Source organism: Amycolatopsis sp. N2S4-7 (genome assembly GCF_058119595.1).
Genome location: NZ_CP172299.1, coordinates 4,515,395 through 4,542,360, shown reverse-complemented (window position 1 = coordinate 4,542,360; position 26,966 = coordinate 4,515,395). Strand labels below are relative to the sequence as shown.

Sequence of the window (26,966 nt, the reverse complement as noted above, 5' to 3'; positions counted from 1 at the left end):
GCCCCGGAGTCCCGGGAGCGTGCGCCCGGCGAGGTCGGCTGGTGCCCCGAAGTCTCAGGTGGCTGCCCCCGGGACGGGTCGGCTCCTGCCCGGGAGTCCCGGGGGCCTGCCCGCGGGGAGGTCGGCTCTTGCCCTAGAGTCCCAGGGGCCTGCGCCCCGGTGGGTTGGCTCCTGCCCCGGAGTCCCGGGGCCCGCTCGCGGGGAGGTCGGCTCCTGCCCCGGAGTCCCGGGGCCCGCTCGCGGGGAGGTCGGCTCCTGCCCCGGAGTCCCGGGGCCCGCTCGCGGGGAGGTCGGCTCCTGCCCCGGAGTCCCGGGGCCCGCTCGCGGGGAGGTCGGCTCCTGCCCCGGAGTCCCGGGGCCCGCTCGCGGGGAGGTCGGCTCCGGCCCCGAAGTCCTGGGGGCTGCGCCCCGGCGAGGTCGGCTCCAGTCCCAGGCGGCTGCCCTCGGCGAGATCGGCTCCTGCATCTCCCGCTTCCGGTCGCCTACCCCGCCAATCAGGATCCGCGGCCGCCGCACCGGCGGCGGCGGCCCCATCGGATGCGCCCAGGCTGGCCGTGCGTGGGTTATCCACAGTGGGTTCAGTTGTCCACAGATTCTCCGGCTGCCCGTTTGCGCAGGTCAGAGCCCGGTAGACTGGAGCAGGGACGGACCCCCGGGAGGGCGGGCCCTGGACTGGACCCGAGACGGCAATGGGCCGGACAGGTCAACTCCTGACCCATCCGGCCCCAGCCGGTAGTTTCGAAAACCCTCAGCGCCCGCCGCGGCGTCCGCCGGCTCGGGTGCCCGATGAGAAAGCCGCCGCGCCGCCGCTGCGGCGGTTGCCCGCCGCCGGGGCGCCTGTGCGGCCGTTGCCGCCCGCGGCGGCCGCAGCGCCGCCAGATCGGCGGCCGCCACCCGACGCACCACGGCCCGAATCAGCCGACCGCTGCTGCTGCTCGTCGCGGCGAGCCTGGCCGTTCGCGCGGGAACGCTGCCCGCCCCGGTTCTCCTTCGGGGTGGCGGGCCCGCCTCGGCGTCCACGCCCCCCACCCGGCGCTGCGCCCGTGGCGGAAACCTTCTTCGGCCGGTTGTCGACCACCGGGCGCGCCGGGGTCGCCGTGAACGTCCGCTCGCCCGGGGCCAGCTCCGCCAGCAGCGGGTGACCCGGGCCGAGCTGGGTGGTCGTCGGCTTGATGCCGGCCTTGCGCGTCAGGTCCCGGACGTCGCGGACCTGCGCGTCGGTCATCAGCGTGACCACCGTGCCCGACGCCCCGGCCCGCGCCGTGCGGCCCGAGCGGTGCAGGTACGCCTTGTGCTCGACCGGCGGGTCGGCGTGGATGACCAGCCGGACGTCGTCGACGTGGATGCCCCGCGCCGCGATGTCCGTCGCCACCAACGTGCGGGCCGTGCCCGACGAGAACGCCTCGAGGTTGCGCGTGCGCGCGTTCTGGCCCAGGTTGCCGTGCAGCTCGACCGCGGGAACCCCCGAGGCGACGAGCTTGCGCGTCAGTGCCTTGGCCCGGCTCTTCGTCCGCGTGAACACGAGCGTGCGGCCCGGCGCGGCGGTGAGGTCGACCAGCACCGGCAGCCGGTGGGTCTCCTCGAGGTGCAGCACGTGGTGCTCCATCGTCGACACCGGCGACTGCGCCGAGTCGACGCTGTGCGTGACCGGGTCGGTCATGAAGCGCTTGACCAGCACGTCGACGCCGTTGTCCAGCGTCGCGGAGAACAGCAGCCGCTGCCCGCGCGCCGGGGTCGCGTCCATGATGCGCCGCACCTCGGGCAGGAAGCCCAGGTCGGCCATGTGGTCGGCCTCGTCGAGGACGGTGATCTCGACGGCGTCGAGCTTGACGTGCCCGGAGCGCATGTGGTCGGCGAGCCGGCCGGGGCAGGCGACGACGATGTCGACGCCGTCACGCAGCCGGGTGATCTGCGGGTTCGCGCTGACGCCGCCGAAGATGGTTGTCGCGCGCAGGCCCAGCGGCTTCGCCAGCGGCAGGATCGACGCCTCGATCTGCGTCGCGAGCTCGCGCGTCGGCGCCAGGATCAGCGCGCGGGGACGGCCCGGCCTGCGCCGCGTCGGGCCCGCGGCGAGGCGGGCCAGCACGGGCAGCACGAAGCCGTACGTCTTGCCGGAGCCGGTGCGGCCGCGCCCCAGCACGTCGCGTCCGGCGAGGGTGTGCGGCAGCGTCGCCGCCTGGATCGGGAAGGGCGAGGTGACGCCCTGGGTGGCCAGCGCGTCCACGAGGGTGGTGGGCAGGCCCAGTTCGGCAAAAGTGCTCATAAGTACATGCGGGCGCAGCTACGCCCTGGTCTCCATAACCTGAGAAGGGTTGTCCTGCCCGGCGCAGACCGGTGTTCGGCCGCGGCGCGTGGTAGTCGACAACAGCAGCGGCCCGAGGCAGAACTGAGCGGGCCGCATGATCAGTATAGCGGGAGAGGGTGACCTACCCCCAGTGAGATTGCCCGCACTCGGACCGCCTTGCTAAGTTACCGGTCGGTAATCAAGGAGGAGCGCCATGCTGCTGAACCCGCACGAGTACGACCCGGGCCACTTCGACGCCGAAACGCGCCGGCTGCTGCGGGCCACCATCGACTGGTTCGAACAGCGCGGCAAGGCGAAGCTGACCGAGGACTACCACGCCCGCGCCTTCTACGCGGACTTCCTCGAGTTCGCGGGCAAGGAAGGCCTGTTCTCGACCTTCCTGACCCCGGCCGCGAACGCCGGCGGCAACCCGGACAAGCGCTGGGACACCAGCCGCGTCGCCGCGCTGTCGGAAATCCTCGGGTTCTACGGCCTCAACTACTGGTACCCGTGGCAGGTCACGATCCTCGGCCTCGGCCCGGTGTGGCAGAGCGGCAACGCCGCCGCCCGCGAGCGCGCGGCGGCCGCCCTCGACGCCGGCGGCGTCGGCGCGTTCGGACTGTCCGAAAAGGACCACGGCGCCGACATCTACTCGTCCGACATGGTGCTCACCAAGGACGGCGACGGCTACCGCGCGACCGGCTCCAAGTACTACATCGGCAACGGCAACTGCGCGCGCACGGTGTCGGTCTTCGGCCGCATCGACGGCGTCGAGGGCCCGGACCAGTACGTCTTCTTCTACGCCGACTCCGAGCACCCGAACTACCACGTCGTCAAGAACGTCGTGCCGTCGCAGATGTACGTCGCCGAGTTCCGGCTCGAGGACTACCCGGTGCACGCCGACGACATCCTCCACGTCGGCGCCGAGGCCTTCAGCGCCGCGCTGAACACGGTCAACATCGGCAAGTTCAACCTCTGCTTCGGCGGTATCGGCATGGCGACGCACTCGCTGTACGAAGCCATCACGCACGCGCACAACCGCGTCCTGTACGGCAAGCCCGTCACCGACTTCCCGCACGTCCGCCGCGAGTTCGTCGAGGCCTACGCGCGGCTGACCGCGATGAAGCTGTTCTCCGACCGCGCCGTCGACTACTTCCGCAGCGCGCACCCGGACGACCGCCGCTACCTGCTGTTCAACCCGATCACCAAGATGAAGGTGACGACCGAGGCGCAGAAGGTGATCGGCCTGGTCGCCGACGTCGTGGCCGCCAAGGGCTTCGAGGCGGACACCTACCTGGCGATGTCCAAGAACGACATCGACGGCCTGCCGAAGCTCGAAGGCACGGTGGCGGTCAACCTCGCGCTGATCGCGAAGTTCATGCCCGCGTACCTGTTCGCGCCGCAGGAGTACGCCCCGGTCCCGACCCGCACCGACGCCGCGGACGACGAGTTCCTCTTCCGCCAGGGCCCGGCGCGCGGCCTGTCGAAGATCCGGTTCCACGACTGGAAGACCGCCTACGCCGAAGCGGCGCACATCCCGAACGTCGCCCTGTTCACCGAGCAGGCCGGTTACCTGGTCAAGCTGCTCACCGAGGCGGCGCCGGACGAGGCGCAGCAGGCCGACCTCGACTTCGGGCTCGCGCTGACCGAGCTGTTCACGCTGATCGTCTACGGCCAGCTGGTCCTGGAGCAGGCGCGGATCACCGGACTCGACGAAGAGGTTGTCGACCAGATCTTCGCGGTGCTGGTGCAGGACTTCAGCGCCGCGGCCGTGGACCTCAACGGCAAGGCGAGCTCGACCGAGGCCCAGCAGGCGATCGCGCTGGCCGCGCTGCGCAAGCCGGTGGTCGACGCCGAGCGCTTCGAGAACGTCTGGGCGCGGGTGCGCGCCTTGTCCGGCGTCTACGCCATGCAGCCGTGATGGCGCGCAAGTACCGGCTGGGCGTGACCCGGAAAGCGGCCAACGTGGTGGTGAACGCGTTGCTGGCACGCGGGATCCCGATCACGGGCAGCACCGGCTTCCTGCTGACCACGCGCGGGCGGAAGAGCGGTGTCGACCGGACGACACCGGTCAACGTCCTCGAGATCGGCGGCGACCGGTGGCTCGTCTCGCCGTACGGGCAGGTCGGCTGGGTGCACAACCTGCGCGCCGACGCCACCGCCCGGCTGTGGCGCGGCCGCACGCGCGAGACGTGGGAGGTCGAGGAGGCGGACGCCGCCACGGCCGGCCCGGTGCTGCGCGCGTACGTTCGCAGGATCCCGGTCACGGCGCCGTTCTTCGACGCGAAGCTCGGCGACCCCGCCGAGGCCTTCGCGGCGGAAGCCAATCGACACCCGGTGTTCCGGTTGGCAAGATCACGGGCGTGAACCGAGAGCGGGCGGCGCAGCTGATCTGGGACGCGTGGCAGACCGGGAAACGCCTGGACGGTCTGCCGGACGGCGCCCGCCCGCACGACCTCGCCGAGGGCATGGCCGCGCAGACGGCACTGGCCGGGCTCGCCGGGCCGGTGTCCGGCTGGAAGATCGCCGCGACGACCGCGTACGCCCGGCAGTACCTCGACGTCCCCGGTCCGTTGCCGGGCGCGATGTTCGAGCGGTTCCGCCACGCCGAGGGCGAGCCGGTGCCCGCCGACACCATGACCATGGGCGTCGCCGAGCCCGAGTTCGCCTTCCGGCTCAAGGCCGACCCCGGCCTGTCGCCGTCGCTGACCGCGGTGCTCGACGCGGTCGACACGATGTTCCTCGCGGTGGAGCTGCCGGACAGCCGCTACACCGACCACCAGCACGCGGGCGGCCCGCAGCTGCTGGCCGACGCCGCGTGCGCGGGCCGGTTCGTCGAAGGGCGGGCGGTGCCGCGGTGGCGCGACCTCGACCTGCCGCGGCAGCCGGTCGTCCTGCACGCGGACGGCGAGGAGTTCGCGCGCGGCAGCGGCAGCCTGGTCCTCGGCGACCCGCGGCTGGCGCTGCACTGGCTGGCGATGGAGCTGCCCCGCCACGGCCTCCGGCTCCGCCCGGGCGACGTCGTGACGACCGGGACGGCCACCCCGCCGTGCCCGATCCACGCCGGCGGCCACGTCGTGGCGGACTTCGGCGCGCTGGGCAGCGTGGAAGTGCGGTTCGCGGGGGAAGGGTGATTCCGCGGCTGTCCTCGGCCCGTGGGCGAGCGCGGCAGGCCACGTCACCGCGGTCATGGCCCGGGCGGATCCTCGCTAGGGTGATCGGGTGCTGACGATCCGTGCCGGGTTCCTCGTGCTCGCCGTGGCCGTCGCGGGGCTCGACGCGGGGTTCTGGCTCTTCACCCGCGCCCAGCACCAGACGACCGCGCGGATCGGCTTCCTCGTCGCGTTCGTGCTGCTGCTGGCCCTGCTCGCGGCGGCCGCGGGCCTGGTGCGGTGGGAGGTCGCGGCTCCGCTGGCCGCGGCGTCGACGTCCGGCCTGCTCTTCGTCGGCGCGGCGGCGGTCTTCAGCGTCGGCCTCGGGTTCCTGCTGACGGCGGTCGTCGAGGCGGCGCTGGTCCGCCGGATGGTCCTCGACTCCTCGCCGGTGGGCTGGCGCCAGGGGACCTGGCTGATCAGCTCGGCGGCGGCGGTGGTCCCGGTGGCCCTGTTCGCGGTGGGCCTGTTCGCGCTCCGCTGACAGAGCTGGGTGCAGAACGCCGTGAAGGCCACCCTGAGGACTCCCTCGAGGTGGCCTTCACGAACCGCCAACGCCTACTTGCCGAACCCGGCCCGCCGAAGCGCCTCCGCCATCGAGCCGCTGGCCGCGGAGTTGCCACCCCGGCCGCCCCCGCCGCCACCGCCGCCGCGCCGGTCACCACCGCCACCGCCACCGCGACGCTGACCACCGCCGCCGCCACCTTGACCGCGATCCCGGCGCTCGCCGCCGCGCGAAGACCCGGCGCCCGGCTCATCGTCCAGCCGAAGCGTCAGCGAGATCCGCTTCCGCGGCACGTCGACCTCCAGCACCTTCACCTTCACGATGTCCCCGGGCTTCACCACCTCGCGCGGGTCCTTCACGAAGTTCTTCGACAGCGCCGAAACGTGGGCCAGGCCGTCCTGGTGCACGCCCACGTCGATGAACGCACCGAACGCCGCCACGTTCGTCACGACACCCTCGAGCCGCATGCCCGGCTTCAGGTCGGAGATCTTGTCCACGCCCTCGGCGAACGTCGCCGTCTTGAAGGCCGGTCGGGGGTCGCGGCCCGGCTTGTCCAGCTCGGACAGGATGTCCGTCACCGTCGGGAGACCGAACGTGTCGTCGACGAAATCGGCCGGGCGAAGCGCCGTCAGCGCCCGCGTGTTGCCGATCAGGGTGCGCAGGTCGGTCCCGGTCGACGAGAGGATCCGCCGCACCACCGGGTACGCCTCCGGGTGCACCGCCGACGAGTCCAGCGGGTTGTCGCCGTCCGGGATGCGCAGGAAGCCCGCGCACTGCTCGAACGCCTTCGGCCCGAGCCGCGCGACCTCCTTCAGCGCCATGCGCGAGCGGAACGGCCCGTTCGTGTCGCGGTGGGAGACGATGTTCTCGGCCAGCCCCGTCGTGATGCCCGAGACGCGGGTCAGCAGCGGCGCGGACGCGGTGTTGACGTCGACGCCGACGGCGTTCACGCAGTCCTCGACCACCGCGTCGAGCGAGCGCGACAGCGAAACCTCGGACAGGTCGTGCTGGTACTGCCCGACGCCGATCGACTTCGGGTCGATCTTCACCAGCTCGGCCAGCGGGTCCTGCAGGCGCCGCGCGATGGAGACCGCGCCCCGCAGCGAGACGTCCATGTTGGGCAGTTCCTGCGAGGCGAACGCCGACGCCGAGTACACCGAAGCGCCCGCCTCCGATACGACGGCCTTCGTCAGCTTCAGCTCCGGGTGCTTCTTGATCAGCTCGATGGCGAGCTTGTCGGTCTCGCGCGACGCCGTGCCGTTGCCGATCGAGATCAGCTCCACCTTGTGCCGGGCGCAGAGCGCCGCGAGCTCGGCGATCGACTGGTCCCACTTGTTGGCCGGCTGGTGCGGGTAGATGACGTGGGTGTCGACGACCTTGCCGGTCGCGTCCACCACGGCCACCTTGACGCCGGTGCGGAAGCCCGGGTCGAGACCCATCGTGGCGCGGGTGCCGGCGGGCGCCGCGAGCAGCAGGTCGCGCAGGTTGGACGCGAACACGCGCACGGCGTCGTCCTCGGCGGCCTGGCGCAGCCGCATCCGCAGGTCGATGCCCAGGTGCAGGAGGATCTTGGTGCGCCACGCCCAGCGCACGGTGTCGCCGAGCCACTTGTCGCCCGGGCGGCCCTGCTGCGTGATGCCGAACTTCGCCGCGATGCGGTGCTCGTATTCGGTGGGCCCGACCTGGGGCTCGTCCGAGGGCTCCTCGGGCGCCATCGTCAGGTCGAGGACCTCCTCCTTCTCGCCGCGCAGCATCGCGAGGATGCGGTGCGAGGGGAGCTTGGTGAACGGCTCGGAGAAGTCGAAGTAGTCGGAGAACTTCGCCCCTTCCTCCTCCTTGCCCGCCCGGACCTTCGCCACCAGGTGACCCTGGCCCCACATCTTCTCGCGCAGCTCGCCGATGAGGTCGGCGTCCTCGGCGAAGCGCTCGACGAGGATCGCGCGGGCGCCGTCGAGGGCGGCTTGGGCGTCCGCGACGCCCTTGTCGGCGTCGACGAACACGGCGGCGGCGGCCTGCGGATCGGTCGACGGGTCGTTCAGCAGGCCGTCGGCCAGCGGTTCGAGACCCGCTTCGCGCGCGATCATGGCCTTCGTGCGGCGCTTCGGCTTGTACGGGAGGTAGATGTCCTCGAGCCGCGACTTCGTGTCCGCGGCCAGGATCTGGGCCTCGAGGGCGTCGTCGAGCTTGCCCTGGCTCCGGATGGACTCGAGCACGGCGAGCCGCCGCTCGTCGAGTTCCCGCAGGTAGCGGAGCCGTTCCTCGAGCGTGCGCAGCTGCGCGTCGTCGAGCATGCCGGTGACTTCCTTGCGGTAACGCGCGATGAACGGCACGGTCGAACCGCCGTCGAGCAGCTCGACGGCGGCCTTGACCTGCCCTTCGCGCACGCCCAGTTCTTCGGCGATCTTCTGCTCGACCGACAAGCTCACTGCACCACGCTCCCGCTTAGCCCTGGATCGGATCCTCACATTCTGCCGTTCCGGCCACCCCGACTTTCGGATGGGGCTGCCATCGACCTCCTTGACAACGAGATTGGTCTAGTCCATTTTGTGGTGACCTGCCTCACCACCGTCGTGGAGGTCGCCCGTGGTCCCCAAGGTCCGGCTCGCCCTGCTTTCCCTGCTTTCCGTGGTCACGCTCAGTCTCGGCGTGACGTTCGTGCTCGCCGGCAGCGCTTCGGCCGCGAACATCCTGGCCAACCCCGGCTTCGAGGCCGGCACCACGGGCTGGACGTGCACCGCCGTGCCGACCGCCGTGAGCACCCCCGTGCACAGCGGGAGCCGCGCCCTGAGCGCGACGCCGACGTCGTCGGACAACGCGCAGTGCTCGCAGACGCTCACCGTCTCGCCGAACACGGCGTACAAGCTGTCGGCCTGGGTCCAGGGCAGCTACGTCTACCTGGGCGTTTCCGGTTCCGCGAGCGCCAGCACGTGGACACCGGGCACCAGCGGCTACGCGCAGCTGTCGCTGAGCTTCACGACCGGCTCGAGCACGTCGCTGACGGTGTACCTGCACGGCTGGTACGGCCAGCCGACGTACTACGCCGACGACGTCAGCCTCGACGGCCCGGGCACCCCGCCGACGACGACACCGACGACGCCGCCCACCACCACGACCCCGCCGACCACCACCACCACGCCGCCGACGACGACCACGCCGCCGCCCACGCAGGGTGACCTGCCGAAGCACGTCCTGACCGGCTACTGGCAGAACTTCTACAACGGCGCGAAGGCGCTGAAGCTGGCCGACGTCCCGACGAAGTACAACATCATCGCCGTGTCGTTCGCGGACGCCACGGGCACGCCGGGCGCGGTGGGCTTCACGCTCGACTCGGGCCTGTCCTCGCAGCTCGGCGGCTACACGGACGCGCAGTTCAAGGCCGACGTGAAGACGGTCCAGGCGCGCGGCCAGAAGGTGATCATCTCCGTCGGCGGCCAGAACGGCACGATCAGCGTCAGCGACTCTTCGTCGGCGACCAACTTCGCCAACTCGATCAAGTCGCTGATCGCGAACTACGGCTTCGACGGCGTCGACATCGACCTCGAAAACGGCATCAACGCCACGTACATGGGCCAGGCGCTGCGCAGCATCCACAACGGCGGCGGCAAGGTCATCACGATGGCGCCGCAGACGATCGACATGCAGTCCACGGCCGGCGGCTACTTCCAGCTCGCGCTGAACATCAAGGACATTCTGACGATCGTCAACATGCAGTACTACAACTCGGGTTCGATGAACGGCTGCAACGGCAACGTCTACGCGCAGGGCACGGTCGACTTCCTGACGGCACTGGCCTGCATCCAGCTGCAGGGCGGTCTCCGCGCCGACCAGGTCGGCCTGGGCCTCCCGGCATCCCCCCAGGCCGCAGGCGGCGGCTACCAGGCACCGTCGAACACGGTGTCGGCGCTGAACTGCCTGGCCCGCGGAACGTCGTGCGGATCGTTCAAGCCCTCGACGACGTACCCGGCCATCCGCGGCGCGATGACGTGGTCGATCAACTGGGACGCGTCGCAGGGGTACGCGTTCGCCAACACGGTCTCGGCCGGCCTCGCGGGCCTGCCGTAACCGTGCGCTGAAGAGGCCCTCCCGGGAGCGCGGTCCGGGAGGGCCTTTTCGCGTTCTAGCCGCGCAGCTCGGTCCGCAGCTGCCCGGCGTTGGCTTCGTCGGCGAGCAGGACGGTCTGGAATGGGATACCGGCATTCCGCGGCTTGCCCAGGGGGCTGGCCCATTCGCGTGCGGCCCGTCCGAGGATCGCGAAGAGGGTCCGCCGGCCTTCCGCGTCACCGGACAGGAGCCGCATCGGCTCCTCGATGACGACCAGGTACCGGTCCGCCGGCAGCCAGTTCAGGTCGCGCAGGCAGTCGGAAAGCGCGTCCCAGTTCCAGCCGAAGTACGCCGGGAAGCGCAGCGCGTCCGAGAACTGGCCGAACAGCTCGCCCTCGCTCCCGGCGTCGGCACCGTCGATCCGGGCGACGGCGACCACGCCTTGCGGCGGGAGGGCGTCCGCCACCGCGATCTCCTGGTCCGGGGACAGGACGGTGATACCGGATCTTGTCCACATGGGAGCATTCTCGCCCGGCTGCCGTGGTCGCGCGAGTGCGTTAGCGAGGGGTCAACGGCAGCCGCAGGGCGCCCGGCGCCGCCGCAGGCACCACCGGGTTCTTCGGCGCCACCGGCGTCACCCGCCGGTACTCGGCACCCAGCTCCGGCCGCGGATCCACCTCGCCCCGGTTCGGCCAGAACGCCATCGCCCGCTCGGCCTGGGCAGTGATCGTCAGCGAAGGATTCACCCCCAGGTTCGCCGAGATCGCCGACCCGTCCACCACGTGCAGCCCCGGGTACCCGTACACCCGCTGGTAGGGATCGATCACCCCCGACGAAGCCGAGTCCCCGATCGTGCAGCCGCCGATGAAGTGGCCGGTGATCGGGATGTTCGCCAGGTCCGTCCACGCTCCCTGCGGCAGCCCGCCGATCTTCTCCGCCACCCGGCGCGTCACCTCGTGGCCCGCCGGGATCCAGGACGGCGACGGCTCTCCCGCCCCCTGGCGGGTCGTCATCCGGCGGCCGAAGAGCCCGCGTTTCGTGTACGTCGTCACGGAGTTGTCGAGCGTCTGCATCACCAGCAGCCCGATCATCCGCTCCGACCAGTGCCGCGGGTTGTGCAGGCGCACCAGGTCACGCCGCCGGCGCCAGAGCTCGCGCACCCCCAGCACCCAGCGGCGACGCCCGGTCTGCGCGTCCACCAGCACCGTCGTCAGCAGGCCCATGAAGTTGCTGCCGCGCCCGTACCGCACCGGCTCCACGTGCGTCACCGCGTCCGGGTGGATCGACGACGTGATCGCGACGCCGCGCGTGTAGTCCGTGTCCTTTCGCAGCGATCGCGCCGCCAGCACGGCCTCGGAGTTCGTCCGGGCCAGCAAACCCAGCCGGGGTGACAAAAGAGGAAGCGTCCCCGTGTCCCGCATCCGGTGCAGCAGCCGCTGCGTCCCCAGAGCGGCGGCCGAGAACACCACCTGGGTCGCGGTGAACGTCCGGCGGCCCCGGCGTCCGGTGCGCACCGTGTCCACGGCGTACCCACCGGGGATCGGCCGCACCGACACCGCGGTCGTCAGCGGGTGCACCACCGCACCCGCCTTCTCCGCCAGGTACAGGTAGTTCTTCACAGTCGTGTTCTTCGCCCCGACCCGGCAGCCGGTCATGCACTCGCCGCACAGCGTGCAGGACGACCGCAGCGGACCTGCGCCGCCGAAGAACGGGTCCACCCCGGACTGTCCGAAGTAGACGCCGACCGGGGTGCGGCGGTACGTGTGCCCGATGCCCATGTCCTCGGCGACGTCGCGCAGCACGCGGTCCGCGGCCGTCGTCGCCGGGTTCTCGACCACGCCGAGCATCCGCTTGGCCTGGTCGTAGTACGGCGCCAGCTCGTCCTTCCAGTCCGTGATGTGCGCCCACTGCGGGTCGGCGTAGAACCCGTCCGGCGGCTCGTACAGCGTGTTCGCGTACACCAGCGAACCCCCGCCGACGCCGGCGCCGCTCATCACGAACGTGTTCTTCAGCAGGGTCAGCCGCTGGATGCCGAAGCACCCGAGCCGGGGCGCCCACAGGTACTTCCGCAGCCGCCACGACGTCTTCGCGAACTCGTCGTCGGCGAACCGGCGGCCGGTCTCCAGAACGCCGACGCGGTAGCCCTTCTCCGTCAGCCGCAGCGCCGTGACGCTGCCGCCGAACCCGGACCCGATCACGAGGACGTCGTAGTCCATCAAGCCACCACCCGGTAGTCCGCGACCTCGAGCCGCCGGGTCCGGCGGTCGTACTCGGTGACCAGGCCCGGCCAGTTGGTCGTCCCCCGGCCGTCGGCCTGCCGGTACCAGCTCGTGCACGCGCTCCACACGCTCCGGCCCAGCCGCCGCTGGACCTCGGCGTCGTAGCGCTCCTCGACCTCCGGCTTGACGTCCACATAGGACACGCCGGGGCGCGCGAGCTGTTCCACCGCCTGCCGGATGTAGCGCGCCTGGCGCTCGATCATGTAGATGATGGACCCGGCGCCGAGGTTCGTGTTGGGCCCGTAGACGCAGAACATGTTCGGGAAGCCGGGCACGGTGATGCCCAGGTACGCCCGCGCGCCGCCGGACCACGCGTCCTGCAGCGAGCGGCCGCCGAGGCCGAGCACCTTCAGCCGGCCGAGGAAGTCCGTCGCGGCGAACCCGGTGCCGTAGACCAGGACGTCCGCCTCGAGTTCGGTCCCGTCCTCGACGCGCACGCCGCGCGAGGTGATCGAAGAGATCCGCCGCGTTTCGACGTCGACGTTCGGCTGCGCCAGCGCGGGCAGGTAGTCGTTGGTGAACAGGATCCGCTTGCAGCCCAGGGGATAGGCCGGCTTCAGCTTCGCGCGCAGCTCCGGGTCCTTGATGTGACGCCGGCGCAGCTGCGCCGTCCGCAGTTCGAACATCTTCGCCAGGAGAGGGTGCTTCGTCATCGCGTATGTCGCGTACTCGGCGAGCAGGAAGATCCGCAGCCGGCCGAGCAGCTGCGTGGCCGGCAGGTGCTCGAACAGCCAGTGCTGCCACCGCCGGTAGCTCGGATCGGACTTCGCCATGACGTACGGCGGGGTCCGCTGGAAGACTGTGACGTGCTTCGCGCGCTTGCGCAGCTCGGGCACGAACTGGACGGCGCTGGCCCCGGTCCCGATGACGGCGACGCGCTTGCCGGCCAGCTCGACACCGTGGTCCCAGCGCGCCGAGTGGAACGCGTCGCCGGTGAAGCTCTCCCGGTTCGGGATGTCGGGCAGCACCGGCCGCGACAGCTGGCCGACGGCGGGGACGAAGACGTTCGCCTCGTACGTCTCGCCGCTCTGCGTTTCGACGCGCCAGATGCCGGCGGCTTCGTCGAACGCGGCCCCGGTGACCTCGGTGCGGTACCGGATGTGCGGCTCGAGACCGTACTTCGCGATGACGCGCCGCAGGTAGGCCAGGATGTCCGGCTGGTGCGAGAACCGCTTCGGCCAGCGCGGGTTCGGCTCGAAGGAGAAGGAGTAGAGCGGCGACGGGATGTCGCACGCGGCGCCCGGATAGGTGTTGTCCCGCCACACCCCGCCGGGCTCGGCCGCGCTCTCCAGGATCGTGAAGTCGGAGAACCCGGCGCGCTTCAGCTCGATCGCCGTCCCGATGCCGCCGAAACCGGTGCCCACGATCAGCACCGACGGCCCCTTCGCCGAACTACTCATGCTGGAAAAGCTACGCATCCGGGGCCTGTGACAACAGGACACGAACGGTCACTCGATCGAGAATTCCGGCCAGCGGTTCAGGTCACCGGAAGCACCCGCACCTCATGGGTCTCCGCGGCCGGCTCCGCCCACTTCAGCAGCTGACCGGCTGCGCTCTCCACCGCCGCCAGGTCCTTCTTCGGCAGCTTCTCGAACGGCGAAAGCTCCACGGCCGCCGCCTTGCGGTCCTTCCGCAGCTCCCAGAACCCGCGCACCTGCCCGCCCACCAGCAGCGTGCCCTTGACCAGCCCGTTCTGGGTGATCACGCGCTTGCGGTAGTCGTCGGAGATCACCCGCGTGCGGTCCGCGTACGACAGGATCATCTGGTCGAACGGTCCCAGCAGCCGCGGCGGCGCCGGGACGTCCTCGTCCGGCAGCGTCAGCTCCGGCAGGTCCAGCAGCTCGCGGCCGTCCGGGTCGCGGTAGCGCCGCAGGTCCATCTCCGCGGCCACCTCGCCCAGCCGCGTGATGCCCGCCCACGCCTGGACGTCCGCGACCGACGCCGGCCCGAACGCCCGCAGGTACCGCGAGATCAAGGACGCGGGCGACGGCGGGGGGAGCGGCGAACCCACCCACTCGTCCAGGCACGCGTACGTCGTCTGCCCGGCCTTGCCCCAGATCGCCCGCGGCGGGGTCTGGACGAGCGGCAGCCGCGCCCGGGCCAGGTGCGTCAGGGACGCCGTCGCGACGTCCGGCCAGCTCCGCGCGAGCTCGGCACCCAGCGCCGTGCTGGACAACGCCGACCGCGCGAGCAGGTCCCGCGCCGCCGAGGCGATCGCGGCGTGGTCCAACCCGGCCAGTTCGCGGGCGTGCTGGGTGTTCGTCTTCAGGTCGCGGTCGTACAGCACCTGCACCACCGGCCGCCACGCGAGCGCGTCCGCCGCCGTCACCAGGTGCACCGTGCCGCGCATCAGCGCGATCCGCACCACCCGCCGGCTCTCCAGCAGCTCCGCCAGCTCCGACGGCCGGAACCCGTGCAGCCGCGACCACAGCGCGTAGTACGGCGGGAACGGCGCCTGCGCCTGGAGCCCGGCCAGGTGCTCCACCGCGTCGTAGGCGGACATCTTCGCGCGGCGCAGCAACAGCTGCCGCTCCAGCGTCGCGCGGTTCAACGCCCGCCGGCTCAAGGTCTCCACGCCGTCACCCTAACGATCACCCAGGACAGTTCCGGTCCTCGATTGCACGGCGAAAGCCCGTGATCCATACTTCCGGCCATGGCCGAGCTCGCCGCGCCCGCTGTCGGGGACTGGGACTTCCCGCGCGGCACCGCGAGCATCGAGCTGATGACCCGGTTCGCCGCCGATCGTGGCCTGCCCGCCGGAAAGCTGCTCGCCGCGACGACGCTGTCCCCCGAACTCCTCGCCGACCCGGCGGTGCAGGTCGACGCGCGTCAGGAGCTGGCCGTCGTCCGCGCGCTGGCCGAACTGGACGGTTCCGACGCGACGGCGCTGGACCTCGGGCGCCGCTACCGCGTCACCACCTTCGGCATCTTCGGCTTCGCCTGCATCAGCAGCCCGACGCTGCGCGACGCGATGCTGTTCGCGCTGCGCTACTTCGACCTGAGCTTCGCCTTCTGCATCCCGCACGTCGTGGTCGACGGCGACCGCCTGACCATGGAGCTCGACGACAGCCGCGTGCCCGCCGACGTCGCCCGGTTCCTCGTGCTGCGCGACCTCGCCGCGATCTTCACGGTCATGCGCGACCTGCTGCCGGACATCGCGCTGGACGACCTGAGCTTCCGGCACGGGCCGTCCCCGGTGGGCCCCTACGAGACGACGTTCGGGCTGCGGCCCCGGTTCGGCGCCGACGCCTGCCGCGCCACGCTCGACCCGGCGCTGCTGACCCGGCCGCTGCCGCAGGCCAACGAGCAGACCGTCGCGCTCTGCGCCGCGCAGTGCGAAGCGCTCGTCGCGCGCAAGCGGCAGCGTTCGGGGATCTCCCAGCAGGTCCGGGAACGCCTGGTGCGGCTCGGGGGCGTCGACGCCGGGATGGACGAGATCGCCCGCCAGCTGACGCTCAGCACGCGCACGCTCCGCCGGCGGCTGACCGAAGCGGGCACCAGCTACCGCGCGCTGGTCGACGAGGTCCGCCAAGCGCTCGCCGAAGAGCTGCTCGACTTGGGCGTGCTGTCCGTCGAGGACGTCGCCTACCGGCTCGGGTACGCCGAGGCGTCGAGCTTCATCTACGCGTTCAAGCGCTGGACCGGGATGACGCCGGCGGCGTTCGCCCGTCGGTTCCGCGCCGCTCGGCAAGCACCGCCGGGTAGGTGAGCTTCAGCAGGTTGAGGATCGAATCGGTGAGGAACGTGCGCAGCGCCGCGCGGTCCAGCGTGCCGCGGATCAGCCATTCGCGCGACGCCGCCCGCAGCATCCCGCCGAACGACCGGATCATCGCGCGCAGCTCTTCGCGGCCTTCGGTCACGCCGGTCATCAGCGCGGCCTCCAGGACCCGGTCGGCGGCGATCTCGTCGGCCTCCAGCATGATCCGCTCGATCTCCGGGTCGCGGCCGGCCGACTCCGGCCCGATCACGGTCAGCCACGCGTCGCGGTTGCGGTCCACGACCTCGATCCACCGCTCGACGCCGATCGCGAGCCGCTGCTCCATCGTGGTGTCCGGCAGCGCCTCGGTGACCGGCGCCGGCACGATCATCAGCTGCCGCACCACTTCCAGGTACAGCTCGCGCTTGCCGCCGAAGTAGTGGTTGATCAGCGGGCGGGCCACGCCGGCGGCTTCGGCGATGTCCGAAGTGGACACCGACGCGTAGCTGCCGGCGCCGAACAGGTGCCGGGCGGCGGCGAGGATCTCCGCACGCCGTTCGGCAGGCTCGAGCCGGCGGCGCCGGGGCCGGGTCCCACTCGTCATGCGCTCAGCCTCGCGGGGGAGCGGCACGCTGTCAACAAGTAGTTGACCCGTCGTCAAAAGAGTGGCTCCGGTGGCGGGCCACGGGTGTTTCGCGCCAACCTTTGCCGTTATGCAACCGGAACAACCCGCCGGTAACTACTCGGGACCCGGATGCGACGAGACGGCAGAGACCCGCGACCGGGGGCAGGAGCACGATGAACGAAGAAGGCGCGCCGACCCGGCCGGCCGGGCGCTGGGTGAGCGTCCGCCTGCAGCATCGCCACGTCAGCTTCGACGACGGTTTCGAAGCGGACGAACCGCTGCCGGACGGCGACTGCGCGGACGAGGCGTCGCTGTCCTACTCCGGCATCGTGATCACCAGCTTCGACCAGGGTTCGAAGGTTTCCGAGCGCTGGATCCCGCTCGGCGTCGACCCGTCCGAAGCGGACGACGAACGGCTCATCGAGCAGCTGCGCGAAGCCCTGCTGTGGCAGGCGGGCCGCCCGCCGCAGAACGCCGAGGAGTGACCGTTCACGACCCGGTGCGGAGGCCCTCGAAGGCCACCTTGCACACCGCGTCCGCCACCTCGGTCGCCGCCGAGCCCCGCCGCGGCTTGTACCACTCGATCAGCGAGTTGACCATGCCGAAGATCAGGCGCGCCGTCACCGACGGGTCGACGTCCGGGCGGATGTCGCCCTCCGCTTCGGCCTGCTTCACCAGGTCGGTCACCAGCCGGTCGAACTCGCGCCGCCGGGCCAGCGCCACCCGCTCCACCTTCGTGTTGCCGCGCACGCGCAGCAGCAGCGTCACGAACGGCAGCCGGTCGGCGAGCACCAGCACGCTGCCGCGCACCAGGTGCTCCAGCCGGTCGATCGCGCGCCCGTCGAGCTGCTCCGTCTCCGACGCGACCTCGAAGAGCCCGTCGAGGGCCCGGTCGACCGACAGCCGCAGCAGCTCTTCCTTGCTGGGCACGTGGTGGTAGATCGCCGACTTCGTGATGCCGAGCTTGCGGGAGAGGTCCTCCATGCTCGTGCCGTCGTAGCCGCGCTCGTTGAACAGCTTCACCGCCACCTGCAGCAGTGATTCGAGGTCGTAGCCCGGGCGTCCGCGCCGCGGCGCCGTCACGCCTTCTCCCGCTGGTCGACGATCCGCCGCATCTTGCCCATCGACCGCTCGAGGGTGTCCGGGTCGACGACGTCCACGGAGACGGTGACCCCGACGCCGTCCTTGACCCCGGTGACCAGTTCGGCCGCCGCGCGCTCCCGGTCCGCGGCGACGGCGTCGTGGCGCGCCTCGACCCGCACGGTCAGGTGGTCGAGCCGGCCGCGCGTGGACCGGACGAGCTGGAAGTGCGGGCTCAGCCCGGCCGTCCGCAGCACGATCTCCTCGATCTGCGTCGGGAAGACGTTGACCCCGCGCAGGATGATCAGGTCGTCGGTGCGGCCGGTGACCTTGGCCATCCGCCGGAACGCCGGGCGCGCGGTCCCCGGGTTCAGCTCGGTCAGGTCGCGGGTGCGGTAGCGGATGATCGGCAGCGCCTGCTTGGTCAGCGACGTGAACACCAGCTCACCGGTTTCGCCGCCGCCCAGCACCTCTTCGCTGTACGGGTCGATCACCTCGGGGTAGAAGTGGTCCTCCCAGATGTGCAGGCCGTCCTTCGTCTCGACGCACTCCTGCGCGACCCCCGGGCCCATCACCTCGGACAGCCCGTAGATGTCGACGGCGTCGAGCGCGAACCGCTCCTCGATCTCGGCGCGCATCTGCTCGGTCCACGGTTCGGCGCCGAAGATGCCGACCTTGAGCGAGCTGGCCCGCGGGTCGACGCCCTGGCGCTCGAACTCGTCGAGCAGCGTCAGCATGTACGACGGCGTCACCATGATGATCTCGGGCCGGAAGTCGGTGATCAGCTGCACCTGCCGCGCCGTCATGCCGCCCGAGGCCGGGATCACCGTGCAGCCCAGCTTCTCCGCGCCGTAGTGCGCGCCGAGCCCGCCCGTGAACAGGCCGTAACCGTAGGCGACGTGCACCTTGTGCCCCGGCCGGCCGCCCGCGGCGTGGATCGAGCGGGCCATCACCGTCGCCCAGGTGTCGATGTCCTGCTCGGTGTACCCGACGACGGTGGCCTTGCCGGTGGTGCCGCTGGAGGCGTGGATGCGCCGCACCTGGTCCTGCGGCACCGCGAACATCCCGAAGGGGTAGTTCTCGCGCAGGTCCTGCTTGGTGGTGAACGGGAACTTCGCCAGGTCGGCGAGTTCCTTGCAGTCGTCCGGGTGGACGCCGGCCTCGTCGAACTTCCGCGTGTAGGCGGGCACGTTCGCGTACGCGTGCCGGAGCGTCCACTGCAGACGTTCCAGCTGGAGGGCGGCCAGCTCGTCCGCGCCGATGTTCGCCTCGATCATGGTCAGTCCCGTTTCGCGGAGATGGCGCGGCTGCGGCCGCGGAATTCGGCGACGACCTCGGACCCGCCGGGGGTCTCCCGGCGCACGGTGACGTCGTAGATGCCGTTGCGGCCGTAGCGGGTGCGCTCGGTGGCCGTGGCGACGAGGTGGTCCCCGAGCCGGCCGGCCGCGACGAAGGAGATCTCGGCGCCCGCGGCGACCGTCACCGGGCCGTGGGTGTTGCAGGCGCAGGCGAACGCCGTGTCGGCCAGGAGGAAGACGTACCCGCCGTGCGCGATGTCGTGCCCGTTGACCATCGCCCGGGTGATCGTCATGGTCGCCACCGCCCGGCCGTCGCTCGCTTCGACCAGTTCGATGCCCACCGCGCGCGACGCCTCGTCGGCGGCGAACATGGTGTGCGCGGCGTTGGACATGGAGCCTCCGTACTGACCGAATGGACGGTCACCTCGCGGTGTCGCTCAGTAAAGGCAGTGCCCGGGGCCGTGTCAAGCGCCACCCCCTTCCGATCTCCGGGGTGAGCGGCTACCCTGGGATTAACTGAACGTCCGGTAGGTAATTCGGCGGAGAGGTCGGACCTGATGGCATTGTTGCGCAGCTACGTGTCGGGCGAGTGGCACACGGCGGCGGACGAGGGTGTCCCCCTGCACGACGCGGCCACGGGCGAAGAGGTCGCCCGGATCTCGTCGAAGGGCCTCGACTTCGCCGGCGCGCTGGAGTACGGCCGCCGCGTGGGCGGCCCGGCGCTGCGGGAACTGACCTTCCACCAGCGTGCGGCCCTGCTGAAGGCGCTGGCCTCCCACCTGCGCGAACACCGCGAAGAGCTGTACGCGCTCTCCGCTCGCACCGGCGCCACGCTGGGTGACTCCAAGTTCGACATCGACGGCGGCATCGGCGTCCTGTTCAGCTACGCCTCGAAGGGCAAGCGTGAGCTGCCGAACGACACCGTCTACGTCGAGGGCGCGGTCGAGCCCTTGTCGCGCGGGGGCACGTTCGTCGCCCAGCACGTCGCCACCCCGCTGCGGGGCGTGGCGGTGCAGATCAACGCGTTCAACTTCCCCGTGTGGGGACCGCTCGAGAAGTTCGCGCCCGCGTTCCTGGCCGGGGTGCCGAGCCTGGTCAAGCCGGCCAGCTCGACGGCGTACCTGACCGCGCGGCTGGTCGAGCTGATCATCGAGTCGGGGATCCTGCCGGAGGGGTCGCTGCAGTTCGTCGCCGGCAGCGTCGGCGACCTGCTGGACCACGTCACCGCGCAGGACCTGGTGTCGTTCACCGGCTCGGCGTCGACGGCGCAGAAGCTGCGGGCGCACCCGGCGATCATCCGCAACGCCGTCCGCTTCAACGCCGAGGCCGACTCGCTGAACTGCTCGATCCTCGGCCCGGACGCGGTCAAGGGGACGACGGAGTTCGACCTGTTCGTCAAGCAGCTGACCACGGAGATGACGGTGAAGGCGGGGCAGAAGTGCACCGCGATCCGCCGCGCCTTCGTCCCGGCTTCGCTGCTCGACGACGTCGCGGAAGCTGCCTCGGCGCGGTTGGCGAAGGTGACGGTCGGCAACCCGGGTTCGGAAGGTGTCCGGATGGGCGCGCTGGCCGGCCTCGAGCAGCGTGAGGAGGTCCGGCGCTCGCTCAAGGCGCTGCTGGACGCGGGCAGCGTCGTCTTCGGCGACCCCGAGCGGGTCGACGTGGTCGACGCCGACGCCGAGCGCGGCGCGTTCATCTCCCCGGTGCTGCTCAAGGCCGACCCGGAGCGCAGCGAGCCGCACGAGGTCGAGGCGTTCGGCCCGGTCTCGACGCTGATGCCCTACACGTCCACCGAGCAGGTCGTCGACTTCGCCGCGCGCGGCGGCGGCAGCCTCGCCGGGTCGATCGTGTCCGCGGACAAGGAGTTCGTGCGCGAGGTCGTCCTCGGCGCGGCGCCGTTCCACGGCCGCCTGCTGGTGCTGGACGCCGACGACGCGAAGGAGTCCACTGGGCACGGCTCGCCGATGCCGCAGCTGGTCCACGGCGGCCCCGGTCGCGCGGGCGGCGGCGAGGAGATGGGCGGGATCCGCGGGGTGCTGCACCACATGCAGCGCACCGCCGTGCAGGGCTCGCCCGCCGTGCTCTCGGCCGTCACCGGCCGCTGGGTCACCGGCGCGCCGCGCACCGAAGGGGACGTCCACCCGTTCCGGAAGTCGCTGGCCGAGCTGCGCATCGGCGACTCCGTCGTCGCCGGGCCGCGGACGGTCACCCAGGAGGACGTCGACCACTTCGCCGAGTTCACCGGCGACACGTTCTACGCCCACACCGACCCCGAGGCGGCGGCCGCGAACCCGCTGTTCGGCGGGATCGTCGCGCACGGCTACCTGGTCGTGTCGTTTGCGGCGGGCCTGTTTGTCTCGCCCGAACCGGGCCCGGTGCTGGCCAACTACGGCCTGGAGAACCTGAGGTTCCTCACGCCGGTCAAGGTCGGCGACTCGCTGACGGTGACCCTGACCGCCAAGCAGATCACCCCGCGGATCGACCAGGAGTACGGCGAGGTCCGCTGGGACGCCGACGTCACCAACGCCGAGGGCGAGTCCGTGGCCAAGTACGACGTCCTGACCCTGGTTTCGAAGGAGCAGCCGTGACCGCTGTGGCGTCGCTCGAGGAGCACTTCGAGCACACGATCGAGCGTGACCAGCGCATCGAGCCGCGGGACTGGGTGCCCGAGGGCTACCGCAAGACGATGATCCGGCAGATCGCGCAGCACGCGCATTCGGAGATCATCGGCATGCAGCCCGAGGGCAACTGGATCACGCGGGCGCCGTCGCTGCGGCGCAAGGCGATCCTGCTGGCCAAGGTGCAGGACGAGGCCGGGCACGGGCTGTACCTGTATTCGGCGGCGGCGACGCTGGGCGCGGACCGGGCGGACCTGACCGACAAGCTGATCACCGGTCGGCAGAAGTACTCGTCGATCTTCAACTACCCGACGCTGACCTTCGCCGACGTCGGCGTGATCGGCTGGCTGGTCGACGGCGCCGCGATCTGCAACCAGGTGCCGCTGTGCCGGTCGTCGTACGGGCCGTACGCGCGGGCGATGATCCGGATCTGCAAGGAGGAGTCCTTCCACCAGCGGCAGGGCTACGAGCTGCTGATGACGATGATGAAGGGCACCGACCAGCAGCGGGAGATGGTCCAGGAGGCCGTGAACCGCTGGTGGTGGCCGTCGCTGATGATGTTCGGCCCGCCGGACGCGGATTCGCCGAACACGGCGCAGTCGATGGCGTGGAAGGTCAAGCGGCACACCAACGACGAGCTGCGGCAGCGGTTCGTCGACATGTCGGTGCCGCAGGCCGAGGCCCTCGGCGTCACGTTCCCGGACCCCGACCTGAAGTGGAACGCGGCGCGCGGGCACTACGACTTCGGCGCGGTGGACTGGGACGAGTTCAAGAACGTGCTCAAGGGCAACGGCCCCTGCAACGCCTCGCGGATCGTCCACCGTCGCCGCGCCCACGAGGACGGTGCCTGGGTCCGCGAAGCCGCTGTGGCGCACGCGAAGAAGAACGAGGAGCGCAAGTGAGCGACCTGACCGCCGAGGGCGGCCACGGAGCCGTCCCCCTGGACGGCGTCCCCGCCGCGCCCGGCCCGATCAAGCACGACTGGCCGCTGTACGAGGTGTTCGTCCGCGGCAAGCGCGGGCTGAACCACGTGCACGTCGGGTCGCTGCACGCGGCCGACGACCAGATGGCGCTGCACCACGCCCGCGACCTCTACACCCGCCGCAACGAAGGCGTGTCGATCTGGGTCGTCCGGGCGGCGGACATCACGGCGTCGTCGCCGGACGAGAAGGACCCGTTCTTCGCGCCCAGCGGCGACAAGGTCTACCGGCACCCGACGTTCTACGACATCCCCGAGGAGGTGCCGCACATATGAGTTTCGACAACGTGTACGAGTCGCTGACCGAGGAGAACGACGCCCGCTGGGCGTTCGGCACCGGCTTCGAGGACCCGCTGTCCGGAGTGGACACTTCGGTACCGTCCGGTGTGGACGGTGCCCGGCTCGCCGCGTACTGCCTGATGCTGGGCGACGACGCGCTGATCTTCTCCCACCGGTTGCAGGAGTGGTGCACGAACGCGCCCGAGCTGGAGGACGAGGTCGCGATCGCGAACATCGCCCTCGACCTGCTCGGCCAGGCGCGGCTGCTGCTCGCGCGGGCCGGCAAGGCCGACGGAACTTCACGCACGGAGGACTCTTTCGCGTTCTCTCGCGTCGAAAACGAGTTCCGCAACGTCCGGCTCGCCGAGCTGGGCGGCGGGCACTTCGGGCACCTGATCGCGCGGCTGTTCGTGTTCTCGACGTGGCGGCTGGCGCTGCTGCAGCGGCTGGTGTCGTCGGTGGACCCGGTGCTGGCGGCGATCGCGGACAAGGGGGTCAAGGAGGTGACCTACCACCGCGACTACGCGGCGCAGTGGCTGGTCCGCCTCGGCGACGGCACGCCGTTGTCGCACGAGCGGATGCAGGAAGGCCTCGACGCGATGTGGCCGTACGTCGGCGAGCTGTTCCGCACGCACCCGCTCGAGCTGGTGGACGCCGCTTCGCTGCGGCCGGAGTTCGAGCTGGTCCTGGACCAGGCGCTTGCCGCGGCGACGTTGGTGCGCCCGTCTTCCGGCGAGCTCGCCGGCGTGTCGGGCCGGACGGGCCGCGACGGCGTCCACACCGAGCAGATGGGGTACGTGCTGGCGGAGCTGCAGAGCGTCGCCCGGGCGATGCCGGGCGCGAAATGGTGACCGCCGAGGCCGTCGCGGCGACGGTCACCGACCCGGAGCTGCCGATGCTGACGCTGGCGGACCTGGGCGTGCTGCGCTCGGTATCCGAATCCGGCGGCCGCGTGGTCGTCGCGATCACGCCGACGTACACCGGCTGCCCGGCGATGGACACCATGCGCGACAACCTCGAGCACGCGCTGGTTTCGGCGGGCTTCACCGACGTCGAGATCCGGACGGTGCTTTCGCCGCCGTGGTCGTCGGACTGGATCACGCCTTCGGGGCGGCAGAAGCTGGCTTCGGCGGGGATCGCCCCACCGGGCGCGGCGCCGCGGCGGTCGGGCCCGATCCCGCTGACGCTGTCGGCGCCGGTGTCGCGGGTCGTCTGCCCGTTGTGCGGGTCCGCGGACACGGAGGAGCAGTCCCGCTTCGGCGCGACGGCGTGCAAGGCGCTGCGGCGCTGCCGTTCGTGCTCCGAGCCGTTCGAGCACGTCAAGGAGATCTAGGGTGACGCTTTCCCGAGGGTTCCACGACCTGAAGGTCGCGGGCATCGAGCGGTTGTGCGACGACGCCGTCGCGGTGACGTTCGACGTCCCCGAGGCCCTTTCCGCGGAGTTCGCCTTCAAGCCGGGCCAGTCGCTGACACTCCGGCGGTCCGTCGACGGGCGCGACGAGCGCCGTTCGTACTCGATCTGCGCGCCGGCGGGCGCACCGCCGCGGGTGGGCGTCCGCCTGGTGCCGGGCGGGGTGTTCTCGTCGTGGCTGCTGAACGAGGTCCGCCCGGGCGACACGATCGAGGTCGCCCCGCCGTCCGGCTCGTTCACCCCGGACCTCGCCACGGGCGGCCACCACGTCCTGATCGCGGCGGGCTCGGGCATCACCCCGGTGCTCTCGATCGTGTCCTCCCTCCTGCGCTTCTCGACGGCAACGGTCACGGTCCTGTACGGCAACCGCCGCACGGACACGGTGATGTTCGCGGACGAACTGGCGGACCTGAAGGACAGCGCCCCGTCGCGGCTGGAGCTGATCCACGTGCTTTCGCGGGAGCCCCGCGAGGCGGAGCTGTTCACGGGCCGCCTGGACGTGCCGAAGCTGAGGACGCTGTTCTCCTCCCTGGTGCCGGTTTCGTCCGTGGACCACTGGTGGCTGTGCGGCCCGTTCGAGATGGTGACGGGTGCGCAGGAGCTGCTGGCATCGCTGGGGGTGCCGGAGTCACGGGTGCACCAGGAGCTGTTCTACGTGGACACCCCGCCGGCACCGGTGGTGCACGACAACCCGTCGGTTTCGGGGGAGTCGTCCGAGGTTTCGGTGGTGCTGGACAGCCGTTCGACGACGATGACCTTGCCGAGGTCGACGTCGGTGCTGGACGGGGCCCAGAAGTTCCGCCCGGACCTGCCGTTCGCGTGCAAGGGCGGGGTGTGCGGAACGTGTCGCGCCCGGGTGACGGAGGGCAAAGTCGACCTGCGGCGGAACTTCGCCCTGGAGAAGGCCGAGGTGGCGGCGGGGTTCGTCCTGACGTGCCAGTCGTACCCGGTCTCGGAGACGATCACGGTCGACTTCGACGCTTGAGGTCTCACTCGAGCCGCCGCCGGAGGAAGCGACGCAGCGTCGTGAAACCCTTCCAGCTCAGACCGCCGATGACGGGAGACATGGCGGCTCCAGCGAGCAAGGCGAGACCATCGTTGACGTGACCAGTGCTCATCAGCACGCCGCCGACGATGATCGAGAGGATGACGAGAACGGCGATGACCGCGAACGTGACGACCTTGATCAGCCGGACCAGGTTGTCGGTGCGCCGCTCAACGCTGACGACGTAAGCGACGAGAGCCCAGATTCCGGTCGGCAGCTCCGTCGCGCCCGGCTCGGTCACGGTACTCACCAGACCCCGGCCGGGTGTTGATCGGCTCCGGCGGGCTGTTGCAGTACCTCGGCCAGCACGGCGCGGAGCTCATCGACCTCCTTGCCGTTCCAACGACCGAGAGCGCGACGCAAACGGCGTAGATCCAGTTGAGCGGTGGCGGATTCGAGGGTGCGCGCATCGTCGACGAGGTGGGTGACCTGAGCGCCGGCTCGGTCGACGTCGCCCGTCTCGGCCTGGGTCAAGGCCAGCCGTGCCTGCACCCGGTGACGCAATCGTGCGTTGTCCAGTGGCGTGACCTCGAGCGCTCGCTCGAGTGCGCGGCAGGCTCCCTGGAGGTCATCGCGCGACTCGGACAGTGCCCAGCCTTCGGCCACCGCGCGAACGACCTTGCCGTCAAGACCGCTGTCCTCGCCGTACCCGCTGACACTGCCGCTCGGGATGCGTTGGACCGAGTCCAAGACATGACGGAGTTCGTCCCGGCCACCCCTGAGCGCCTGCACGCGGACCCTGCGCACCGCGAGCAGACCCTGCAGCCGAACATCGTCTGGATCGAGCAGTCGTGCGGCAGCCGCGACGCGCGCGAGCGCGGACTCGCCGTCCCCGGTCTCCAGCGCGAAATCGGCCATCCGGAGGTGTGCGTAGCCCGCCAGATCGTCCCGGCCGGCCGCTCGTGCGAGCTCGCCCGACTGGACGGTCCACCGCCGTGCCGCACGCATGTCCCCGATTTCCTGCTCGAGCCATCCCGCGAGTTCGGCGGCCTGGGCCGCGAGCACCGTGACGGCTACGTCTCGGCGACCGAGGTGCTGCTGCAGCCTGGAAGCGTGATCGCGGACGGCGACGATGGCGAGCCGAGGTGTCGCCACGCGCGTAAGCACCCGATAATGCCTCAGCAGTTCACTGACACTCGCCAGCGCCGCGGTGCCGATCACTACCGGGACGTCACCGGTCTCAGGCGGGTGGTCGGCAACCGGCACTCGCATCGGCGGAGGCGCCGGTTCCGGGACGAGGGCGAGCAGTTCGCCGCGGGCGTCGAGAGCACGGTCGCAGGCTTGCGCGAACTCGCGATTGACGCGAGCTCGGCCGGTTTCGACCTTGCTGAGGTAGCCCTTGCTGAAGTGGACGGCTGTGGACAAGCCGGAGAGCGACATTCCGACCGACATTCGCCGGCGTCGCATCTCTTCGCCGAAGTCCGGAATCCGTCCTCGCCGGGATTCAGGGGCGTCCATCGGCGGGCTTCTCACGCCACGGGCGCACCGGCCGTGGCCAGGACGCGCTGCTCATGGGGAGAACGAACCCGTGCATCATCGGACACCACCGCGCTTCTGTTCAGCTCCGGACGAAGGCTTCTGGCCCGGGCTGCTCGGCTGGTTTGTGTCCTCCACAGTTGGCGCTGCCGGGACTCCGAGGTCGCTCAGGCAGCTACATGATGCATCTTGCCCAA

At 71.0% G+C, this 26,966-nt stretch carries 25 protein-coding genes; 13 read left to right on the top strand and 12 right to left on the bottom strand.

Features of this window, described 5'->3' with window-relative positions:
* Positions 1-748: 748 nt before the first annotated feature.
* Positions 749-2,263 (bottom strand): DEAD/DEAH box helicase, encoded by a 1,515-nt coding sequence (locus tag ACH54P_RS21270; protein ID WP_489915344.1) that lies wholly within the window; start codon positions 2,261-2,263, stop codon positions 749-751.
* 235 nt (positions 2,264-2,498) lie between these two features.
* Between ACH54P_RS21270 and ACH54P_RS21265 the strand changes: the two genes are divergently transcribed.
* The 4 genes from ACH54P_RS21265 to ACH54P_RS21250 all read left to right on the top strand — a co-directional run bounded on the left by ACH54P_RS21265 (position 2,499) and on the right by ACH54P_RS21250 (position 5,920).
* The gene (locus ACH54P_RS21265) at positions 2,499-4,205 is read left to right on the top strand and encodes an acyl-CoA dehydrogenase family protein (protein WP_489915342.1); all 1,707 of its coding nucleotides are present in this window, start codon (positions 2,499-2,501) and stop codon (positions 4,203-4,205) included.
* Positions 4,205-4,651 (top strand): nitroreductase family deazaflavin-dependent oxidoreductase, encoded by a 447-nt coding sequence (locus tag ACH54P_RS21260; RefSeq protein WP_489915340.1) that lies wholly within the window; start codon positions 4,205-4,207, stop codon positions 4,649-4,651. Before ACH54P_RS21265 ends, ACH54P_RS21260 begins: the two co-directional genes overlap by 1 nt.
* Complete coding sequence (locus ACH54P_RS21255; protein ID WP_489915338.1) at positions 4,648-5,418, top strand: 2-keto-4-pentenoate hydratase; 771 nt, start codon at positions 4,648-4,650, stop codon at positions 5,416-5,418. The genes ACH54P_RS21260 and ACH54P_RS21255 overlap by 4 nt, the downstream gene beginning before the upstream one ends.
* An 88-nt stretch (positions 5,419-5,506) precedes the next feature.
* The gene (locus ACH54P_RS21250) at positions 5,507-5,920 is read left to right on the top strand and encodes a hypothetical protein (RefSeq protein WP_489915336.1); all 414 of its coding nucleotides are present in this window, start codon (positions 5,507-5,509) and stop codon (positions 5,918-5,920) included.
* 74 nt (positions 5,921-5,994) lie between these two features.
* Here ACH54P_RS21250 and ACH54P_RS21245 read toward each other — a convergent pair whose 3' ends face one another.
* Positions 5,995-8,367, bottom strand: a complete 2,373-nt coding sequence (locus ACH54P_RS21245) for a Tex family protein (protein ID WP_489915334.1) — start codon at positions 8,365-8,367, stop codon at positions 5,995-5,997.
* Between the two features lie 157 nt (positions 8,368-8,524).
* On the opposite strand from ACH54P_RS21245, the gene ACH54P_RS21240 reads away from it, so the two are divergent.
* On the top strand, positions 8,525-10,003 hold the full coding sequence (locus ACH54P_RS21240; RefSeq protein WP_489915332.1) for a chitinase: 1,479 nt from the start codon (positions 8,525-8,527) through the stop codon (positions 10,001-10,003).
* 55 nt (positions 10,004-10,058) lie between these two features.
* Here the strand turns inward: ACH54P_RS21240 and ACH54P_RS21235 are convergent, their stop codons facing one another.
* The 4 genes from ACH54P_RS21235 to ACH54P_RS21220 form a co-directional block, all read right to left on the bottom strand.
* A complete protein-coding gene (locus ACH54P_RS21235; protein ID WP_489915330.1) occupies positions 10,059-10,499 on the bottom strand; it encodes a barstar family protein in 441 nt (146 codons plus the stop codon).
* 40 nt (positions 10,500-10,539) lie between these two features.
* Positions 10,540-12,198: a GMC oxidoreductase gene (locus ACH54P_RS21230; protein ID WP_489915328.1), complete on the bottom strand. Its 1,659-nt coding sequence runs from the start codon at positions 12,196-12,198 to the stop codon at positions 10,540-10,542.
* Positions 12,198-13,661: a flavin-containing monooxygenase gene (locus tag ACH54P_RS21225; RefSeq protein WP_489915326.1), complete on the bottom strand. Its 1,464-nt coding sequence runs from the start codon at positions 13,659-13,661 to the stop codon at positions 12,198-12,200. The genes ACH54P_RS21230 and ACH54P_RS21225 overlap by 1 nt, the downstream gene beginning before the upstream one ends.
* 77 nt (positions 13,662-13,738) lie before the next feature.
* Positions 13,739-14,836 (bottom strand): winged helix DNA-binding domain-containing protein, encoded by a 1,098-nt coding sequence (locus ACH54P_RS21220; protein WP_489915324.1) that lies wholly within the window; start codon positions 14,834-14,836, stop codon positions 13,739-13,741.
* 78 nt (positions 14,837-14,914) lie between these two features.
* On the opposite strand from ACH54P_RS21220, the gene ACH54P_RS21215 reads away from it, so the two are divergent.
* Positions 14,915-15,970 carry an AraC family transcriptional regulator gene (locus ACH54P_RS21215; protein WP_489915322.1) on the top strand — a complete coding sequence of 352 codons (1,056 nt, stop codon included), beginning with the start codon at positions 14,915-14,917 and terminating at the stop codon, positions 15,968-15,970.
* Here the strand turns inward: ACH54P_RS21215 and ACH54P_RS21210 are convergent.
* Positions 15,891-16,562 carry a TetR/AcrR family transcriptional regulator gene (locus ACH54P_RS21210; RefSeq protein WP_489915320.1) on the bottom strand — a complete coding sequence of 224 codons (672 nt, stop codon included), beginning with the start codon at positions 16,560-16,562 and terminating at the stop codon, positions 15,891-15,893. The genes ACH54P_RS21215 and ACH54P_RS21210 overlap by 80 nt on opposite strands.
* Positions 16,563-16,756: 194 nt before the next feature.
* Between ACH54P_RS21210 and ACH54P_RS21205 the strand changes: the two genes are divergently transcribed.
* On the top strand, positions 16,757-17,068 hold the full coding sequence (locus ACH54P_RS21205) for a hypothetical protein (protein ID WP_489915318.1): 312 nt from the start codon (positions 16,757-16,759) through the stop codon (positions 17,066-17,068).
* 4 nt (positions 17,069-17,072) lie between these two features.
* Here ACH54P_RS21205 and ACH54P_RS21200 read toward each other — a convergent pair whose 3' ends face one another.
* From ACH54P_RS21200 to paaI, 3 genes are read right to left on the bottom strand one after another with little or no spacing between them, the layout of a single operon-like run.
* Entirely contained in the window at positions 17,073-17,666 is a 594-nt protein-coding gene (locus ACH54P_RS21200) for a TetR/AcrR family transcriptional regulator (RefSeq protein WP_489915316.1), read from the bottom strand.
* Positions 17,663-18,940: a phenylacetate--CoA ligase PaaK gene (gene paaK, locus ACH54P_RS21195; protein ID WP_489915314.1), complete on the bottom strand. Its 1,278-nt coding sequence runs from the start codon at positions 18,938-18,940 to the stop codon at positions 17,663-17,665. The genes ACH54P_RS21200 and paaK overlap by 4 nt, the downstream gene beginning before the upstream one ends.
* 2 nt (positions 18,941-18,942) lie before the next feature.
* Positions 18,943-19,353, bottom strand: a complete 411-nt coding sequence (paaI, locus tag ACH54P_RS21190; RefSeq protein ID WP_489915312.1) for a hydroxyphenylacetyl-CoA thioesterase PaaI — start codon at positions 19,351-19,353, stop codon at positions 18,943-18,945.
* 165 nt (positions 19,354-19,518) lie between these two features.
* Between paaI and paaZ the strand changes: the two genes are divergently transcribed.
* The 6 genes from paaZ (at position 19,519) to paaE (ending at position 25,233) form a co-directional block, all read left to right on the top strand.
* Positions 19,519-21,549 (top strand): phenylacetic acid degradation bifunctional protein PaaZ, encoded by a 2,031-nt coding sequence (paaZ, locus tag ACH54P_RS21185; protein ID WP_489915310.1) that lies wholly within the window; start codon positions 19,519-19,521, stop codon positions 21,547-21,549.
* Entirely contained in the window at positions 21,546-22,481 is a 936-nt protein-coding gene (paaA, locus tag ACH54P_RS21180; RefSeq protein ID WP_489915308.1) for a 1,2-phenylacetyl-CoA epoxidase subunit PaaA, read from the top strand. The genes paaZ and paaA overlap by 4 nt, the downstream gene beginning before the upstream one ends.
* A 68-nt stretch (positions 22,482-22,549) precedes the next feature.
* A complete protein-coding gene (paaB, locus tag ACH54P_RS21175) occupies positions 22,550-22,834 on the top strand; it encodes a 1,2-phenylacetyl-CoA epoxidase subunit PaaB (protein WP_167384962.1) in 285 nt (94 codons plus the stop codon).
* Entirely contained in the window at positions 22,831-23,688 is an 858-nt protein-coding gene (gene paaC / locus ACH54P_RS21170) for a 1,2-phenylacetyl-CoA epoxidase subunit PaaC (RefSeq protein ID WP_489915306.1), read from the top strand. The genes paaB and paaC overlap by 4 nt, the downstream gene beginning before the upstream one ends.
* Entirely contained in the window at positions 23,682-24,170 is a 489-nt protein-coding gene (paaD, locus tag ACH54P_RS21165) for a 1,2-phenylacetyl-CoA epoxidase subunit PaaD (protein ID WP_489915304.1), read from the top strand. Before paaC ends, paaD begins: the two co-directional genes overlap by 7 nt.
* Before the next feature lies 1 nt (position 24,171).
* Complete coding sequence (gene paaE / locus ACH54P_RS21160) at positions 24,172-25,233, top strand: 1,2-phenylacetyl-CoA epoxidase subunit PaaE (RefSeq protein ID WP_489915302.1); 1,062 nt, start codon at positions 24,172-24,174, stop codon at positions 25,231-25,233.
* Between the two features lie 4 nt (positions 25,234-25,237).
* On the opposite strand, the gene ACH54P_RS21155 is transcribed toward paaE, so the two are convergent.
* Together ACH54P_RS21155 and ACH54P_RS21150 are read right to left on the bottom strand one after the other, a co-directional pair.
* Complete coding sequence (locus tag ACH54P_RS21155) at positions 25,238-25,534, bottom strand: hypothetical protein (protein WP_489915300.1); 297 nt, start codon at positions 25,532-25,534, stop codon at positions 25,238-25,240.
* 5 nt (positions 25,535-25,539) lie between these two features.
* A complete protein-coding gene (locus ACH54P_RS21150; protein ID WP_489915298.1) occupies positions 25,540-26,751 on the bottom strand; it encodes a helix-turn-helix domain-containing protein in 1,212 nt (403 codons plus the stop codon).
* Positions 26,752-26,966 lie beyond the last annotated feature (215 nt).